Genomic DNA, 15,451 nt, shown 5'->3' on the forward strand with positions numbered 1-15,451 from the left:
TATCGACGTACCCCGCCGGCCGCGTTCCGCGGCGAACTCGCGGCCTGCAGCCGGCGGACGCTCGGGCACCCGCCTCGGTAGTAGTTCAGTAGTGGTGGCTCAGTAGTAGTACGGGTAGTCGTCCCAGCGCGGGTCGCGCTTCTCGAGGAAGGCGTCGCGGCCCTCGACCGCCTCGTCGGTCATGTAGGCCAGGCGGGTCGCCTCGCCGGCGAACACCTGCTGGCCCATGAGGCCGTCGTCGGTGAGGTTGAACGCGAACTTCAGCATGCGCTGGGCCGTCGGGGATTTGCTGTTGATCCGACGCGCCCACTCGATGGCGGTGGTCTCCAGGTCGGCGTGCGGGGCGACGCGGTTGACCGCACCCATCCGGTGCATGGTCTCGGCGTCGTAGGCCTCCCCGAGGAAGAAGATCTCGCGCGCGAACTTCTGCCCGACCTGCTTGGCGAGGTAGGCGCTGCCGTACCCGGCGTCGAAGGAGCCCACATCGGCGTCGGTCTGCTTGAACCGGGCGTGTTCGGCGGACGCGAGGGTCAGGTCGCACACGACGTGCAGGGAGTGCCCACCGCCGGCGGCCCAGCCGTTGACGACGGCGATGACGACCTTGGGCATGGTGCGGATGAGTCGCTGGACCTCGAGGATGTGCAGCCGCCCACCCTCGGCCTTCACCCGCGCCGCGTCGACGGTGTCGGCGCCGGCCGCTGCGACGTCGTCGTCGTGCGAGGTGGCGTACTGGTAGCCCGAACGTCCGCGGATGCGCTGGTCGCCGCCGCTGCAGAACGCCCACCCGCCGTCCCTGGGGCTCGGGCCGTTCCCGGTCAGCAGGATGGTGCCGACATCGGGAGTCCGGCGCGCATGGTCGAGGACGCGATACAGCTCGTCGACGGTGTGCGGTCGGAATGCGTTGCGGACCTCGGGGCGGTCGAACGCGACGCGCACGATGCCGTGCTCGCGCCCCTCGCCGACATGGCGGTGATACGTGATGTCGGTCAGGTCGTCGAAGCCGGGCACCGCGGCCCACGACGCCGGGTCGAAGGGCTGGCCTGCGGAGTCCTGGGTGCCTGGCGTCCCCGTGGTTTCTGGCGTGGCAGTCATGGAATCAGCCTATCGACGCCACGTCCGCGGAGTTCCCCGCGGCCGGCGCCGCGCGGATTGGTATGGAGAGGTCACGAAGTCGACACAACTCCGACGCGGATTGCATTCAAGTACTGGACTGTGGTCGGCCTTCGCCCCAACATCACCGAAATCTCAGTTTCGGGTGCTTAGCTGTTCGTATGGCTGTATGGGGGTGGATTCTGATCGTCGGGGGCGCGTGGTGTGTGCTGGCCGCGGCGGTCGCGGTGATCGTCGGGAGGGCGGTCCGAATCCGAGACGAGAAGGAGCGCGGACCGCGCGGGGTTCCGGACTACATCCCGGAGTCCACGCGACGGCTGGCCCGCGGAGGGGTCTGCGTGGATCTGGCCGACCGCCGACGAACCGGGCGGAAGACCGACACCGGCTAGGCTCCGGCGTCGCTGCCTCTTATACGGTTGATCGGTGAGTGAAGCGAACGACCGCGCCGTCGAGGCCGTCGAAGAGGACCCGCACGAAGGTGGTTTCCGGGCGCACACGGCCGTCACCACCGAGCGCGGCGGCCCACGCTACGGAGAGTTCAGCGAGCAGGTTCGTCTGCTCATGGACAATGCTCGGTACGCCTGCCCCGACGACGCGCTCGTGGACGAACTCATCGACCACCTCACAGCCGTCAACGAGAAGCTGGCGAAGGTCCGGATCGACGAATGGCATTCACCGGCCGGGACCCGCATCGACCTGCCGTCGCGGGGCAACATCACCCTGCCGCCGTACGAGGTCAAGGAACTGACCGAGACCGGGGTCATCGCCGAGCTGACGTTCCGCGATTTCCACCTCGGCGGGAACAACGCCGCACACGGCGGGCACGTGGCGGTCGCATTCGACGACGTCGGCGGCTTCGCGTCGGCGGTAGCGATCCAGGCCGTCAGCCGGACCGCCTACCTGAACGTGCAATACCGGTCCATCACGCCACTGAACACGCCGCTGCGTATCCACGCCTGGGCCGACCGCATCGAGGGCCGCAAGGTGTTCATCAAGGGCTCCCTCCACGATGGTGACCGCCTCTGCGCCGAGATGGACGCGCTGTTCATCAAGCTCAACCCCGGGCAGGCCTAGCTCACCCGCGCACGGGCAGCCGCCGGCTGACCTCCACGGGCGAGTCCGCGCGCGAGAGCCGCAGCACGATGGTCGGCGCCTCGTCGGCGGCGAGCGGCCACGTCTCGAGCATCTCGCGACGCAGGGCGGCCAGTTCGTCGCCGTGATTGCTCGACAGCGCGCGGGCGGTCTCGTCGTCGTCGGCATAGAGGAATGTCGGCGTCATGGGATGGACCGCATAGCCGAGCCGCTCGGCGGCCACCCACAACTGTTCCGCGACGATCCCCCCGCGAAGATAGTCCACCGCTGCCGTGCCCCGCTGCACCAGCACGAGGACCGCGGAGGACGACGCGACCCGTGAGCCGGCGTCGGCGCCGAGCGCGGTGCCGCCACCCCATTCGTCGAGCAGGGCCATCACGTCGGCGCGGCGCAGCACGTCGAGCATGCCCGCCATCGCCGGTGGCAGGTCCAGCGAGGCGACGTCGATGCCCTCGGCGGCAGTCGGGTCGGTGGTGAGCTCCAGGAACATCTCGCGGTGCAGTTCGGGCGTCAGGAACCGGGCGCGGTCCGACCGGGAGATGATCGAGGCGTAGCGGTCGATGTCCCTGCGGTCGGTGAGGGCGATCAGGCGCGTGCGGTCACTCGAGGCGGCGTCGTGCAGCCGACTGCGGTCCGCCGCCGACAGCGGTGACCCGTCCCCGACGCCGCGTCGGGTGCCGCGGGCGAGCAGCGCGCTCAGTTCCGCCTCCGCGTCCGGCGACCGTGAGCCGGTGTCGAGGCCCTTCAACCGTGCCCGACCGGCCAGCGTGCCTGCGTCGTCGGTGATCTCGATGTCGTCGAGCACCCCGCGTGCCGTCGCCGCGACGCGGGCGTTGTACAGCGCCGCACCGACCGCCACCGCCGATGCCCGGTGCTCGACATCGAGGGTGGAGGTACGCGCGCGGTCTAGGGTGATGGTGACGGTGTCGTCGTCGGAGGTGATCTCCCACGGCTGCTGGTTGCCCGCGGACGGCGCGCGCCTCGCGGCGTGCACGACGAGTTCGCGGTCGCCCATCGCCTCGACACGCGAGTCCTCATACGGCGGTGCGAGCGGTTCGATGCTGTGCGCCGCCTGCGGACCGTCGTCGGCGACGGCTGTGTCGATCGGGTCCTCGAGACCGTCGAGCCAGGAGTCACGATCGAAGCGGACGCGTCCCGAACGCAGCGACTTGCCCTGGACGAGGCGGCGAACCGCCGCCGCCACCGTCGCACCGCCCAGCAGGACATCGCCGCCGAGTTGCGGCCAGGCGGTCACCGTGTGGCCCAGTTCGATGGCCGACGCCGCCATCGGCGCGGTCACCTTCGTCGGCTCGAGCACCCGGACGGCCAGCGGGGTGAGGGCCGCCCGGTCGAGGCCGACGAGATCCTCGATCTGCAGATCGCCCGCCAGACCGTGGAAAAGCGGCCGCTCCGGTTCGAGGTCGAACCTCTCGACATCGAGTGTTCCGCCGTCGCTGGTTTCCATCAGGACCGGAATTCCGCGCGACCGACACTTCTCGCGGACGAGGACCTTCACATCGAACGAATCGCATTCTTCGACGACAATATCCAGCCCGTCGAGGAATTGATCGATGTTCTCGGTTGTTATTCCCCCCGAGTACACGACGGTGGTGAGATATGGATCGATCTCGGAAATGCGCCGCGCGGCGACCACGGCCTTGTTGTCGTGAATATCCATGAGCGTCGCCGGAATTCGATTCATATTGGTCAGTTCGAGTTCGTCGAAATCGGCGAGACGCATTTCGCCCGCGAGCCCTTCGAGTGCCAGTGTGAGCGATATCGCATGTCCCACACTCAATCCGACGACACCGATGCGGAGCTCGCCGGCGGCGGCCTGCTGAGCCGCGGTCAGCTTGTGCCGGTTGCGGTCGAGTCGGAGGCGCCGGAACGTGCGCGGACCGGGGATCTTGACGAGAGCGTTGCGCCAGGGGAAGTGCGCGAAACGCGGGCTCTCGTCCCGCAGCGCCGGCTCCGCGGGCGGGAGGAGTTCGTCGAGCGCGCGGCTCGTGCGCCCGGTGATGTCGGACACGATCAGGGCGGGTTCCGCGGTCAACTCGACGGGTAGTTCGTCCGGCGAGTAGAGGGTGGCGGCAGTGTCCGGCGGCGTGTTCATACGCCCATCGTGTCGCACGGGATTGCACGACGCCAACCGTCAATGCGGCGGTTCGGGGAAAAGAAGTGTGCTTGTCGGAGTGCATAAATGCGCCCCTGTGGCAGCATTACACGCGGGGTCGGGGGAGATCTCGTCTCTAAATTTCCTAATTACCGGAAGGCAATACTGCGATGAAAAAGATGTCAGCCACCAATGATCAGGTTCGTACCGGCATGCTGCGAGCGGTCGCGCCCGAAACCGGGACGGAGTACTCGGTGGTCGTGGCGAGCCCGCGGTCCGAACCCGAACTCTGGCACGAGTACCTGTCCGGCGCGGACGTGTCCTACCACCGCCACGGGTGCGCGGCCGCGCTCGAGTACGACGAGGTCGCCGGTGGCGACGGCACGGCGATGTTCTTCGCGGTGCTCGACGCCGAGGGCAAGGTCGTCGGCGGCCTGCGGGTCCAGCCCCGTTTCGATGCGGCCGCGCAGTCCCATGCGCTGGTCGAATGGGCCGGCCAGCCTGGTCAGGTGCAGCTCGTCAACGCCATCGAAGAGCGTTTGCACGGCGGCATCGTCGAGGTCAAGACGGCCTGGGTCGACGAGCGTTCGCCGATCGCCGGCTCGGTTGCGGGGCAGCTGTCGCGGCTGGGACTGGTCATCATGGAGCTGTCCGGGGTCGACGCCATGATGGCGACCGCGGCCGACCACGTACTGCGCCGCTGGCAGTCCGGCGGCGGACGCGTCGACGAGTCGGTGCCGGCGACGCCGTTTCCGGACGACCGCTACCGCACCCGGCTCATGTGGTGGGATCGTGCCCGGCTGAGCGGCCTCACCAGTCCGGAGACCTGGCGTCGCATGCGGCGGGAGGCCGACGCGCTCCAGGCGGTGACGACTCAACGCCCGCTGGTGCGGCTGTCGATGTCGACGAAGTCGGCCGGCCGGCGGTAGAACACCTCGTACAGGCTCGCCGACGGCGGTGACACCGTCCGTTCCGCGTCGGCGGCATGCGCGCTCGGTGCCCCGTCGTTCCAGATCACCTCGTCGATGGACTTGATCACGGTGGTGTCGCGACCGTTCTCCTTCGCCTGATATACGCAGTCGTCGGCCTGTCCGAGGAGATTGCCGATCACGTCGTCGGTGGAGAAGGCGGTCTCGAAGTGACCGGAGACCAGGTGGTCGCCCGCGACGCGCAGCGGCGCGCAGACACCGCCGACGCTGATGGTCACCGGTGCGGCGGCGGCCACCGCAGCCCGTAGGCGTTCGGCGCTGAGCCACAGCTCGTCCGCATCGTGGACGACGTGGAACATGAGGAACTCCTCGCCGCCGTAGCGACACACCTCCGAACCGACGGGGGCGTGTTCCCGGATCGCGGCCGATGCTGCCAGCAACACCCCGTCACCGGCGAGATGGCCGTACTGGTCGTTGATCCGCTTGAAGTGGTCGACGTCGAGCAGCAGGATGCCGATCCAGCCCGTGGACGAGCGTGCGGCCGAGAGCAGTTGCGACGCACGGATCAGGAATCCTCGGCGATTGAGCAGGCCCGTCAGCGGATCGATCCCGACGAGGCGGGTCTGCTGGTCCAGCACGGCTTCCATCGACTTCCGCAAGGCGACCACGAGGAAGACCGGCACCACGATCAGGCCGAGCATCGCGCCGAAGCTGATCAGGTATTCCGGAACGGACGACGTGGTCACGCCCAGGACCACCGACGCGCACACCACCGCGAGCGCCAGATGGGACAAGATGAGCCGGGTCGTGGCGGAGATCGCGCCGATCGCGGGGATGACCGCGACGATCGCCAGGACAAGGGTCGAAGAACGTGGCGAGGCGAGGATCATCGAGGTGCCGCAGATCCCGACGATGCCCAGGCCGCCGAGGAACGCGAACTCGAGATCGGTCAGCCGGGCGCGAATCGCCGTCACCGCGAAGACAACCGCGATGAACGACCAGATGGTGAGCAGGATCGGCATCCCGCCCGGGTAGAGGGTCTCGGGCGCGAGCACGCTGATGACCGGGAGTGGGATGACACCGCCGGTGCTGATCAGCGTCGCCATCGACCGGGCGTCGTAGCGACGAAGCACCCTCCTGATCAACGCCATCAACCACGACCGCTTTCCGTCGGCGGCTGTGGTGTCAACCGCTTGTTCGCCGAACTTCGCTTAAATGCAACTGAGAATCCCTTGGCGAAAATCGCACCGCGGTGTCCTATGCATAGGCAATGAAAGTACCTTACCAGCAGTTTTGAAGCTTCTCCGGGAATCGTTAGCAGAGTTGTCGAAATGAGTCGCGAATCGGCGCTGGGGTCGGCCTCGGCTTTCTTGAACTTCTCATTACAAAGCAATGTGTCAACCCTTGTCGGACCCGACGGGCCACTTTTGTCACCGGATTCGGCGACCGGCGCCGGCGAGGAATGTGAGAACGGTCATATCGGTCGGATGGGCCGCACATCGGTACCGGGTCGTCTTCTTCCCGGGAGCGGGCCGGCTGAGTAGTATCTCCGCGGTAGAGAACTGCGGCGCCCCGGCGCCGCCCGGGGGGATCGGACGGTGGCACGTGGAGCGTGCTCAGCGAATGACGTCGTGTTGACGCTCGGTAGCTCGGTGATCGCGGTGTCGGTCGACCCGTACCACCGAGCCGTGGTCGCCTACGGCTATGAGGCCGCGGCCTCGGCGTCCGAGCGATTCATCGAGCAGGTGCTGATGCCCATCAGTCCGCAGGCCCGATTCCATCGACGGTCGGACTTCTACTGGATCATCTACCTTCCGTGGACCGGCGCCGGTGACGACGAACTCGGACGCAACGCGCTGATCGAGGCCGCTCGCACCAAACTCGGCGCCCACACCGTGAGCGACGGCGATCGAAGTTGGTTCCTCGACGTGTGCATGGGTGTCGCCGTCGGTGACGAGCAGCTCGCGGCGAGTTCCGAGGACGATCTGGTCCGTCATGCCGACGCCGCGCTGTGTATCGCGCTCAGCAGCCGACGGGCCGTCGCATTCGCGACACCCACCATGCAGCGCCACATCCGGGCCGAGGTCGATCTGGCCGGTTGGTTGACCAGGTCGGTCGAGCGCGACTTCTCGGTCTTCTACCAGCCGATCGTCGCGGTGCCCGACCGGCGCGTCGTCGGCTACGAGTCACTGCTCCGCTGGCACACCGAGTCCGGCGTTCTGGCTCCGGACGCGTTTCTCTCGGTGGCCGAGGGGATCTCGCTGCTCGCCCCCATCGGGCGGCATGCCATCGGGGAAGCCATCCGGGACCTGTCGGGGACGATCTCCGATGAGGTCGGCCCGGGTACGTTCGTCTCGTTGAACCTGTCCGGGCAGCAGCTGTGGGACGACGGGCTCGTCTCCTACGTGCACGGTCTGATCGACGGGCACGGTGTGGAGCCGTCGAGGGTGTGGGTCGAGGTGCGGGAGGACCAGGCGATCCGGGTCGACACGTCGGCCTCCCGGGCGATCGACGCGCTCCACGATCTCGGCTGCACCATCTGCATCGACGACCTCGGTGCCGGCTTCTCGGCACTCCGCTATGTCCGCGATCTCCCGGTCGACGTCCTCAAGGTCGACCGCACCCTGATCGCGCAACTCGCCGACAGCTCCCCGGACCGCGCGGTGGTCCGTGCGATCGGCGAGATGGCCGCCGCCACCGGGGTGAAGATGGTGGCCGAGGGCATCGAATCGGAAGAGGTGCTCCCGATCCTGGAGGAGTTCGGGTTCGACTACGCCCAGGGCTACCTGTTCGGCCGGCCCGCGCCGCTGGTGGACCTGTTCGGATCGGATCGATAGGCAGCCCGAACATGTTGTGGCCGAGCGAATCTGATCCTGCTCCCTGAGGAGCGAGCGAAGCGAGCCTCGAAGGGCGTGGTGACTTTTCTCGCCAGGACCTTCGAGGCTCGTCGCTATCGCTCCTCGCACCTCAGGGAGCGAAAGGCTGTCGCTATCGCTCCTCGCACCTCAGGGAGCGAAAGGCTGTCGCTATCGCTCCTCGCACCTCAGGGAGCGAAAGGCTGTCGCTATCGCTCCTCGCGCCTCAGGAAGCGAAAGGCTGTCGCTATCGCTCCTCGTACCTCAGGGAGCGGAATGAATCGTCGTCGATGGCACCTCCCGGTCAGCTCGCGGTTGCCGTGCGAAAAATGTTGTCGGCAAACGAGATCGAATTATGTGACCGTTCCGGTCTCGATCGCCTGTGGTCGGCCGGAACTCTCGACCTCGATCCGTCGCGGCTTGGCTTTCTCGGCGACCGGGATCGTCACGGTGAGCACGCCGTTGTCGTAGCGCGCCGAGATGGCCGAGCTGTCGATGGCGTCGCCGAGGGTCAGTTGGCGGCGATACGTCCCGGAGAAGCGCTCGCTGGTCAACCACTGCACGCCCTCGTCGGATGGCGTACTGCGCTGGGCGGACAACGTGAGGACGCCGTTGTCGACGCTCACGTCGATGGAGCCGGGATCGGCGCCGGGTAGATCGGCGACGAGCAGATAGTGGTCCTCGACCTTGTACAGGTCCAGGGGCATGAATCGCGGAGTGCGGGCGGTTCCGGCCGCTGAACCGGTCATCATGCCTCGTGTCCAGGCATCCATGTCGGAAAAGGGATCGAAACGAAGCACAGCAGTTCACCTCCTGTTCTCAAGGCTGCTCGCCACCCGTCAGACGAGCAGTTCATCGCTGTACTGCCAACGAAGATAGCACCGGATCCGTGGCTCGTCTAGCACTCTGGAGGGGAGAGTGCCAGAAATTTTCCGGACCCGGAAACGACGGCACCCGACCGCGAGTCCTGCTGTGCCGGAGAAGATCCGGACGGCTGCGGAGAACACGATCGGGTGGCGTCTGGGTGGATCGGGGCAGCGGTGCGTGGGTCGCTCGCTACGCTCCCGGCGCCGGGTGGGATGCGGCCCGCTCGCTACGCTCCCGGCGCCGGGTGGGATGCGGCCCGCTCGCTACGCTCCCGGCGCCGGGTGGGATGCGGCCCGCTCGCTACGCTCCCGGCGCCGGGTCGGTGAGCTCGGTCGCGTCGATGCTGAACCCGGCGTTGCGCAGGCGGTCGATGAGGGCGTCGCCCATCGCCACGGCCGTCGTCAGGACCCCGGAGCGCTTGGGTAGGCGGTCGCGATCGAGGGCCAGTGCCAGTGCGCTCTCGGCGAGCATCACCGCGGTGGCCTTGTATCCGGGGTCGCCCTGGGCGCGCATCCGGGCCCGGTAGCGACGGCCGGTGGTGGTCCGGGTGAATGTTCCGACCACGAAATAGCCGTTCTCGCGGGCCTTTTCGCTCGGCCCGTCGCCGGGCTTCGGGAGCACGCGGTCGAGGACTCGACGCGTGGGACCGAAACTCATCGCTCCCATGAACGCGCCGGTGCCGACCGCGACCGCACCGGCGAGCAGTGTCGAGACCGCGGGCACGCTGCCGACGCTCATCGTCTCCGCATAATGGAAATTCTTGCCATAGGCGTTGTCCAGCAGAGCATTCGAGCGTCGGACGATTCGTGTGTTGTGCGCCGCCATGAAGAAGGGGGCGAGTGTGCCGCGCAGCGACGGGTCGACCTTCTTGGCGTTGATGATGGACAGGTCGCTGGGTTCGTCGGACAGGCTGACCCGGGGCACGTCGCCCGGCCCGCTGGACAGCGCCTGCGGGTTGAGCATGAGTCGTCGGGACTGCGCGTTGCGGGCCTCCTCGGCGATCACGCGCATGGAATCGATGGTCCCGCCGGAGATCCCGCCGCGGAACGACTCGACGACGAGGGTGGTGTCGGTCATCTCGCCCGCGGCGTCGTCGGCGATCTTCTTGAACAGCGCGTAGGTGGTGATGTCGGACGGTACGGAATCGAAGCCGCAGGAGTGGACGATGCGAGCCCCCGAGGCGGCGGCGACATCGTGGACCTTGTCGATGGAGTAGCGCACGAAGGGCACCTCGCCGGTCAGGTCGACGTAGTCGGTGCCTGCGGTCGCCGCCGCCACCACGAGGGCCTCGCCGTACTTCAGGTAGGGACCCACCGTGGTGCAGACGACCTGCGTGCGCGCGACCATGGCGTCGAGTGCCGCGGGCGACTCCGCGTCGGCGATGATCAGGGGCCAGTCGTGCGCGCGCAAGGGCAGACGCTCGCGCGCGGCGGTCAACTTCGACTCGTTGCGTCCCGCCAGCGCGATCTTGGTGCCGATGGGTGCGTGGTCGGCCAGATACCGGGCCGTGAGTTCGCCGACGAAGCCGCTGGCGCCGTAGACCACGACGTCGAATTCGCGACCGTGCCCGCCGGGCCCGCCATTCGGAGTCGGTTCTGGAGTGGATGTGGTGTCGGTGTTCGATTCCCCGCTCATCTTCCCGACTTTACGTGGGACGCGGGTCACACGTAACCGCCGAGTCGGATGGAACGGTCATGGTGAGCGCCGCGCCGCGAGACGGGCGGCGAAGGGCGCGACGAACAGCATGAGCAGCACGCGCAGGATCTGGGCGGCGACCACGAAGGCGACGTTGCCGCCGGCGCCGGTCGCGGCCGCGAGCACCGCATAGATGCCGCCCGGTGTGGTCGCGAGATAACAGTCGAACATCGACTCGCCGGTCCAGGCGGACAGCGCCACCCCGAGCAGGGCGCAGCCGGCGCCGATGACGAGGATCAGCACCAGCGCGAGGGGCAGGACGCGGCCGATCGCCCGCAGCCGCGGCATCGTGAAACCGAGTCCCGCCTGCCAGCCGATCACGGCGTAGGCGACGGCGAGCAGGGCGGGGGAGACCTCGGCCGAGCCGGCGATCCCGGTCAGCTCGGCCACGGTGGCCAGCGCCAGCGGACCGAGCAGTCCGGCGGCGGGCATGCGCAGCAACCGGCCGAGCGGAATCCCGACGCCGAGGCACACCGCGAGGAGCAGCAGGCCCCAGGCTTGCCCCTGCAGGGTCTCCGCCGACCACGCGTCGGCACCCGGTGCGACGGCATCCCCGTCGGCGCCGAACACGAGCGAGGCGACCAGCGGGATGGTGACGGTGACCAGGGCGACGCGCAGGTATTGGATGACCGCGACCATCCGTTCGTCGCCACCGAACTCGCGGGCCAGCGCGACCAGCCCGGACGCCCCGCCTGCGACGAGTGCGAGGGAGCCGGTCAGCGGGTCGACGTCGCGGTGCAGGCCGAGCAGGGCGCCGCAGGCGATCGAGATGACCAGGGTGCCCACGCCGATGACGAGAACCGGGAACCACGACGAGCCGAGGCCGCTGACGGTCTCGGGCTCGGCCATCGTGCCGATGAAGACACCGAGGACACCCTGCGACGCCACGAACGCCCACCGCGGGACGATCGGTTCGTCGGCATCGGCCGGTGTTCGGGCGGTTCCGGATTCGGTGCCCGTCCGGCCTGGGGCGCGGCCGGCGATGGCGAGGGCCCCCGCGACCACGAGGCCCGCGAACAGGGCGGCGGCGTCGACGTCGAAGACCTCGAGTACCAGCGTCGCGACCGCGGTGAGGAGTACCAGCAGAATCCAGCGACGCACTGGCTCCACAGTAAGGCCCGCCGCCGGGAGCGGAGCGAGTGGGGCGAGCGGGGCGAATGGTGGCCGCCGCCGGGAGCGAGGTGAGCGGAGCGAGTGGGGCGTCAGGCCGGGCGCGCGGTCCCGAGGCTCAGTGCGCCGAAGGGTTTCGGGACGCCGGGCTGATAGAACGCGTCGACGGGCCCGAGCGCGAAGCCGGCGGCGGTCAGCTCGGCGCGGACGTCGCGGGTGAGGTGGCAGCCGCCCGCGACCCGCTTCTGGATCGGCTCGAGGCGCCGCTGCCATCGACGGACCCGCGCGTCCGGGGCGGATCCGTGCTCGAGGAACGCCAGCTGTCCGTCCGGGCGCAACACGCGACGCAGTTCGCCGAGGGCCGCCCGCACATCGGGGATGGTGCACAGGGTGAAGGTGGTGAGCGCGGCGTCGAAGGAATCGTCGTCGAACTCCAGCCGCTGGCCGTCGAGTCCGGCGCGTTCGATGGGCACCGTGGACGTGGCGACGCGATCGGTGGCCATCGACCATCCGACCGCGGAGGGTTCGACCGCGGCGACCTCCGTGAGAGTGGGCGGGTAGACGCCGACGTTGAGTCCCGAGCCGAATCCGATCTCGATCATCCGACCGGACAGGGGTGCGCAGGCCCGTGCTCGCAGCGGGGTCAGTGCGGCCATGCCGCAGGTGCGTTCGATGAGGTGCGGCAGGACCCGGTCGTCGTAAAAGCCCACGTGACGAGGGTAACGCCGCTCCCCGCCGTGATGTCGGGACTCGGGAGTACCCGGTAGTGGTCCCCGGCCCCACCACTAGGCTTGTGGGATGAACCGACCGGCCCAGAACGCCCCGGGGCCCAATCCGTCCACGCTGCAGGCCCGGGTCATCGTCGACGAGATGATCCGCGGCGGTGTCCGTGAGGCCGTCCTGTGTCCGGGGTCGCGCAACGCGCCGCTCGCCTTCGCCCTCCACGCCGCCGACGCCACCGGCCGGTTGCGGTTGCACGTGCGGATCGACGAGCGTTCGGCGGGTTACCTCGCGCTCGGTCTCGCGGTGTCGTCGGGACAGCCCGTGCCCATCGTGATGACCAGTGGCACCGCGGTGGCGAACATGGGGCCTGCGGTCTTCGAGGCGAACTATGCGCGGGTGCCGCTCGTCGTCGTCAGCGCCAACCGTCCGTACGAGCTCCTCGGTTCCGGTGCCAATCAGACCGTCGAGCAGTTCGGCATCTTCGGGACCCAGGTGCGTGCGGCGATCAGCCTCGGCCTCGCCGAACAGGACCTCGACACCAACAGCCAGTGGCGGTCGGCGGTCGGCCGCGTGCTGGCCGCGGCCCGGGGCGCGCGTACCGGCAACGCCGGCCCGGTGCAGTTCGACATCCCGCTGCGCGAACCGCTCGTGCCCGACCCGGACGAGCTCGCGGGCCCCGACCCGACGGCCGATCTCGGAGCGTTCTCGGGCCGGCCGGGCGGGCTGCCCTGGACCCAGGCACCGGTCGGCAAGCTCGACGTCCCGCTGCCCATCGACCTGTCCCTGGACACCGTGGTCGTGTCGGGACACGGGTCGGGTGTCCATCCGGGTCTCGCCGGCGTACCCACGGTCGCCGAACCGACAGCACCGCGGCCGGCGACGCCGCTGCATCCGCTGGGCCTGAACTCGGTCCGACCCCAGCAGGCGATCATCTGTGGCCGGCCGACGTTGCATCGCGGGGTGTCCCGCCTGCTCGCCGACCCCGAGGTCCGTGTCTACGCACTCACCACGGGGCCGCGATGGCCCGATGTGTCGGGCAACGTCTACGCGACCGGCACCCGCATCGAGGTCGTCGGCGAGCCGCGGGAGGACTGGCTCAAGGAATGCGCGGCGGTACAGGAGCGGGTGGCGTTCGCCGTGACCGCCGAACTCGACGAACCGGGCCCGGCCACCGGACTCCACGTCGCCCGCGCGGTCGGCGACGCCATGGCCGCGGGTGACCAGCTCGTCGTCGGGGCCAGCAACCCCATCCGCGACATCGCGCTGGCCGGCCGGATCACCGACGGTGTGCGGGTGCTCTCAAACCGCGGGGTCGCGGGCATCGACGGGACCAACTCGACGGCGATCGGGGCCGCGATGGCCCTCGACCGGGATCGGGCCGGCGCGCGGACCATCGCGTTGATGGGCGACCTGACGTTCGTGCACGACGCGACCGGCCTGGTCGTCGGCCCGGGGGAGCCGCGCCCGTCGTCGCTGCGGATCGTCGTGGCCAATGACGACGGCGGCGGCATCTTCGGCCTGCTGGAACAGGGTGACCCGCGGTACAACACCGGCCTGTACGCCGGGGCGTACGAACGGGTCTTCGGCACACCTCATCGCACCGACATCGCATCGATGTGCGCGGGTTTCCACATCCCGCATCGGCGGGCGACGGTCGCCGAACTGGGCGGGGTGCTCGCGGAGGAGCCTGCTCCCGGCGGGATCGAGGTCGTCGAGGTCGCCACCGACCGCGAGCGGCTACGGGCAGTGCACGCGGCGATCGCCGCACGTCTCCGGTAGCGCGGCACCGGCCGGGCCGCGAACTCCTCGGGGCGCACCACTAGGCTGAACGGCATGAATCCGGTGATCCAGCGACGCGTGCAGCTCGGTTTGCTCGTCGTCGGCGTCACGATCACCTTCATGGCGCTGACCCTCATCGCCGGGTGCTTCAAGAACGACTCGACGATCGAGGCCAGCAAGGCGACCGTGATGGCCGAGGTCGTCTCGGTGGACAGCCTGCACGCCGCGGTGAACTTCCAGACACCGGACGGCTCGTTCCACAGTCCCCGCTTCGGGCTGCTGTACCCGACGGAACTGAGCGAGGGGCAGCGGATCAGCGTCGACTACGCGGTCTACAACCCCGATCTGGCCCGGCCGACCGGCCGCACCGCGGTGCTGTCGATCATCCCGGCACTGTCGGTGATGGTCGGGGCATGGCTGGTCGTCGGCCTGCTGATGGTCGCGGTCGCGGAGTTCAGCCGCCGCCGGCGACGACGCGACGATGCCGGTGAGAACACGGACGGCCGGGACGCGGACGAGCAAAACGCGGCCGAGCGGGACGAGACGGTCAGCCCGGGATCACCCTGAGCGTGTCGCCGTCGACGACGATCGCCTCGTCGTCACTCAAGAAGTGCAGCCGATGGGTCGCGCCGAATCGTTCCCGCGTCGCCTCGACCGGGCCGCGCCCGCCGACCGTGCCCTCCGCGTGCGGGATCACCGTGGCGTCGATGAGTCCGAGTCCGTCGGTCGAGGTCAGGGGAGCGGCCTCCGTGGGATCGTCGAGCAGTGCCAGAGGTGCGATGTCGGGACCGACCACCGCGGCGCCGGCACTGACCCCGATGTAGGGGAGGCCGGCTCGCACCGCATCGACGAGCGCACCGTCGGCGCCGGCCAGTCGCAGCGCGCCGAGCAGGTGAAAGGTGTTGCCGCCGGCGACGACGACGGCGTCGACGTCACCGAGTCCCCCGGCGAAGGCGGCGGCCCCGATCAGTTCCGGGTCGAGGTCGGTGACCTCGAAGCCCTGTTGTCGCAGCGTGTCCCGTTCCAGGTCGAGCCAGGCGTGGTCGGGATAGATCGACGACGCGGTGGGGACATAGGCGATGCGACGGCGCGGTCCGGTGAGCGGCGCGAGGAAAGCCGGGACGGGGGTGAGCCAGCGGCTCAGCAGCAGGAGATGGATGTCGGCCACCCCTCCAGTC

At 69.0% G+C, this 15,451-nt stretch carries 14 protein-coding genes; 6 read left to right on the forward strand and 8 right to left on the reverse strand.

Annotated elements, in window-relative coordinates; all coding sequences use genetic code 11:
* Positions 1 to 99: 99 nt before the first annotated feature.
* A complete protein-coding gene (locus BCM27_RS05790; RefSeq protein ID WP_004019905.1) occupies positions 100 to 1,092 on the reverse strand; it encodes a 1,4-dihydroxy-2-naphthoyl-CoA synthase in 993 nt (330 codons plus the stop codon).
* 179 nt (positions 1,093 to 1,271) lie between these two features.
* Between BCM27_RS05790 and BCM27_RS05795 the strand changes: the two genes are divergently transcribed.
* Both BCM27_RS05795 and BCM27_RS05800 read left to right on the forward strand, forming a co-directional pair.
* Positions 1,272 to 1,499, forward strand: coding sequence for a hypothetical protein (locus BCM27_RS05795; RefSeq protein ID WP_004019904.1), 228 nt, complete (start codon positions 1,272 to 1,274; stop codon positions 1,497 to 1,499).
* 34 nt (positions 1,500 to 1,533) lie between these two features.
* Positions 1,534 to 2,184, forward strand: a complete 651-nt coding sequence (locus BCM27_RS05800; RefSeq protein WP_033206368.1) for a PaaI family thioesterase — start codon at positions 1,534 to 1,536, stop codon at positions 2,182 to 2,184.
* Position 2,185: 1 nt separating this feature from the next.
* Here BCM27_RS05800 and BCM27_RS05805 read toward each other — a convergent pair whose 3' ends face one another.
* Positions 2,186 to 4,315 carry an Rv1355c family protein gene (locus tag BCM27_RS05805; protein ID WP_004021365.1) on the reverse strand — a complete coding sequence of 710 codons (2,130 nt, stop codon included), beginning with the start codon at positions 4,313 to 4,315 and terminating at the stop codon, positions 2,186 to 2,188.
* A 170-nt stretch (positions 4,316 to 4,485) separates the two neighbouring features.
* On the opposite strand from BCM27_RS05805, the gene BCM27_RS05810 reads away from it, so the two are divergent.
* Positions 4,486 to 5,244, forward strand: coding sequence for a hypothetical protein (locus tag BCM27_RS05810; RefSeq protein WP_033206365.1), 759 nt, complete (start codon positions 4,486 to 4,488; stop codon positions 5,242 to 5,244).
* On the opposite strand, the gene BCM27_RS05815 is transcribed toward BCM27_RS05810, so the two are convergent.
* The gene (locus BCM27_RS05815; RefSeq protein ID WP_239450666.1) at positions 5,190 to 6,395 is read right to left on the reverse strand and encodes a GGDEF domain-containing protein; all 1,206 of its coding nucleotides are present in this window, start codon (positions 6,393 to 6,395) and stop codon (positions 5,190 to 5,192) included. The genes BCM27_RS05810 and BCM27_RS05815 overlap by 55 nt on opposite strands.
* A gap of 480 nt (positions 6,396 to 6,875) precedes the next feature.
* Here BCM27_RS05815 and BCM27_RS05820 point away from each other — a divergent pair, with 480 nt between their 5' ends.
* Positions 6,876 to 8,081: an EAL domain-containing protein gene (locus BCM27_RS05820; protein WP_004021368.1), complete on the forward strand. Its 1,206-nt coding sequence runs from the start codon at positions 6,876 to 6,878 to the stop codon at positions 8,079 to 8,081.
* 371 nt (positions 8,082 to 8,452) lie between these two features.
* Here the strand turns inward: BCM27_RS05820 and BCM27_RS05825 are convergent, their stop codons facing one another.
* From BCM27_RS05825 to BCM27_RS05840, 4 genes are all read right to left on the reverse strand, one after another.
* On the reverse strand, positions 8,453 to 8,899 hold the full coding sequence (locus BCM27_RS05825; RefSeq protein ID WP_014925585.1) for an Hsp20/alpha crystallin family protein: 447 nt from the start codon (positions 8,897 to 8,899) through the stop codon (positions 8,453 to 8,455).
* 367 nt (positions 8,900 to 9,266) lie between these two features.
* The gene (locus BCM27_RS05830) at positions 9,267 to 10,601 is read right to left on the reverse strand and encodes a saccharopine dehydrogenase family protein (protein WP_004021753.1); all 1,335 of its coding nucleotides are present in this window, start codon (positions 10,599 to 10,601) and stop codon (positions 9,267 to 9,269) included.
* 57 nt (positions 10,602 to 10,658) lie between these two features.
* The gene (locus tag BCM27_RS05835) at positions 10,659 to 11,762 is read right to left on the reverse strand and encodes an AbrB family transcriptional regulator (protein ID WP_004021752.1); all 1,104 of its coding nucleotides are present in this window, start codon (positions 11,760 to 11,762) and stop codon (positions 10,659 to 10,661) included.
* Positions 11,763 to 11,863: 101 nt separating this feature from the next.
* On the reverse strand, positions 11,864 to 12,481 hold the full coding sequence (locus BCM27_RS05840; protein WP_004021751.1) for a class I SAM-dependent methyltransferase: 618 nt from the start codon (positions 12,479 to 12,481) through the stop codon (positions 11,864 to 11,866).
* A gap of 88 nt (positions 12,482 to 12,569) precedes the next feature.
* Between BCM27_RS05840 and menD the strand changes: the two genes are divergently transcribed.
* Positions 12,570 to 14,273 carry a 2-succinyl-5-enolpyruvyl-6-hydroxy-3-cyclohexene-1-carboxylic-acid synthase gene (menD, locus tag BCM27_RS05845; protein WP_004021750.1) on the forward strand — a complete coding sequence of 568 codons (1,704 nt, stop codon included), beginning with the start codon at positions 12,570 to 12,572 and terminating at the stop codon, positions 14,271 to 14,273.
* Positions 14,274 to 14,327: 54 nt separating this feature from the next.
* Positions 14,328 to 14,840, forward strand: coding sequence for a hypothetical protein (locus tag BCM27_RS05850; RefSeq protein WP_004021749.1), 513 nt, complete (start codon positions 14,328 to 14,330; stop codon positions 14,838 to 14,840).
* Here BCM27_RS05850 and BCM27_RS05855 read toward each other — a convergent pair.
* Positions 14,821 to 15,441 (reverse strand): Type 1 glutamine amidotransferase-like domain-containing protein, encoded by a 621-nt coding sequence (locus tag BCM27_RS05855; RefSeq protein WP_004021748.1) that lies wholly within the window; start codon positions 15,439 to 15,441, stop codon positions 14,821 to 14,823. The two genes, BCM27_RS05850 and BCM27_RS05855, sit on opposite strands and share 20 nt — an antisense overlap.
* Between the last annotated feature and the right edge of the window lie 10 nt (positions 15,442 to 15,451).

The sequence above is a fragment of the Gordonia terrae genome, assembly GCF_001698225.1.
GTDB classification, from domain to species: domain Bacteria; phylum Actinomycetota; class Actinomycetes; order Mycobacteriales; family Mycobacteriaceae; genus Gordonia; species Gordonia terrae.

What these genes read in the sequence shown, in the direction of transcription:
- BCM27_RS05790 (WP_004019905.1), bottom strand. Translation starts at nt 1,092, where the DNA reads ATGACTGCCACGCCAGAAACCACGGGGACGCCAGGCACCCAGGACTCC.
- BCM27_RS05805 (WP_004021365.1), bottom strand. Translation starts at nt 4,315, where the DNA reads ATGAACACGCCGCCGGACACTGCCGCCACCCTCTACTCGCCGGACGAA.
- BCM27_RS05810 (WP_033206365.1), top strand. Translation starts at nt 4,486, where the DNA reads ATGAAAAAGATGTCAGCCACCAATGATCAGGTTCGTACCGGCATGCTG.
- BCM27_RS05830 (WP_004021753.1), bottom strand. Translation starts at nt 10,601, where the DNA reads ATGAGCGGGGAATCGAACACCGACACCACATCCACTCCAGAACCGACT.
- BCM27_RS05850 (WP_004021749.1), top strand. Translation starts at nt 14,328, where the DNA reads ATGAATCCGGTGATCCAGCGACGCGTGCAGCTCGGTTTGCTCGTCGTC.
- menD (WP_004021750.1), top strand. Translation starts at nt 12,570, where the DNA reads ATGAACCGACCGGCCCAGAACGCCCCGGGGCCCAATCCGTCCACGCTG.
- BCM27_RS05815 (WP_239450666.1), bottom strand. Translation starts at nt 6,395, where the DNA reads ATGGCGTTGATCAGGAGGGTGCTTCGTCGCTACGACGCCCGGTCGATG.
- BCM27_RS05795 (WP_004019904.1), top strand. Translation starts at nt 1,272, where the DNA reads ATGGCTGTATGGGGGTGGATTCTGATCGTCGGGGGCGCGTGGTGTGTG.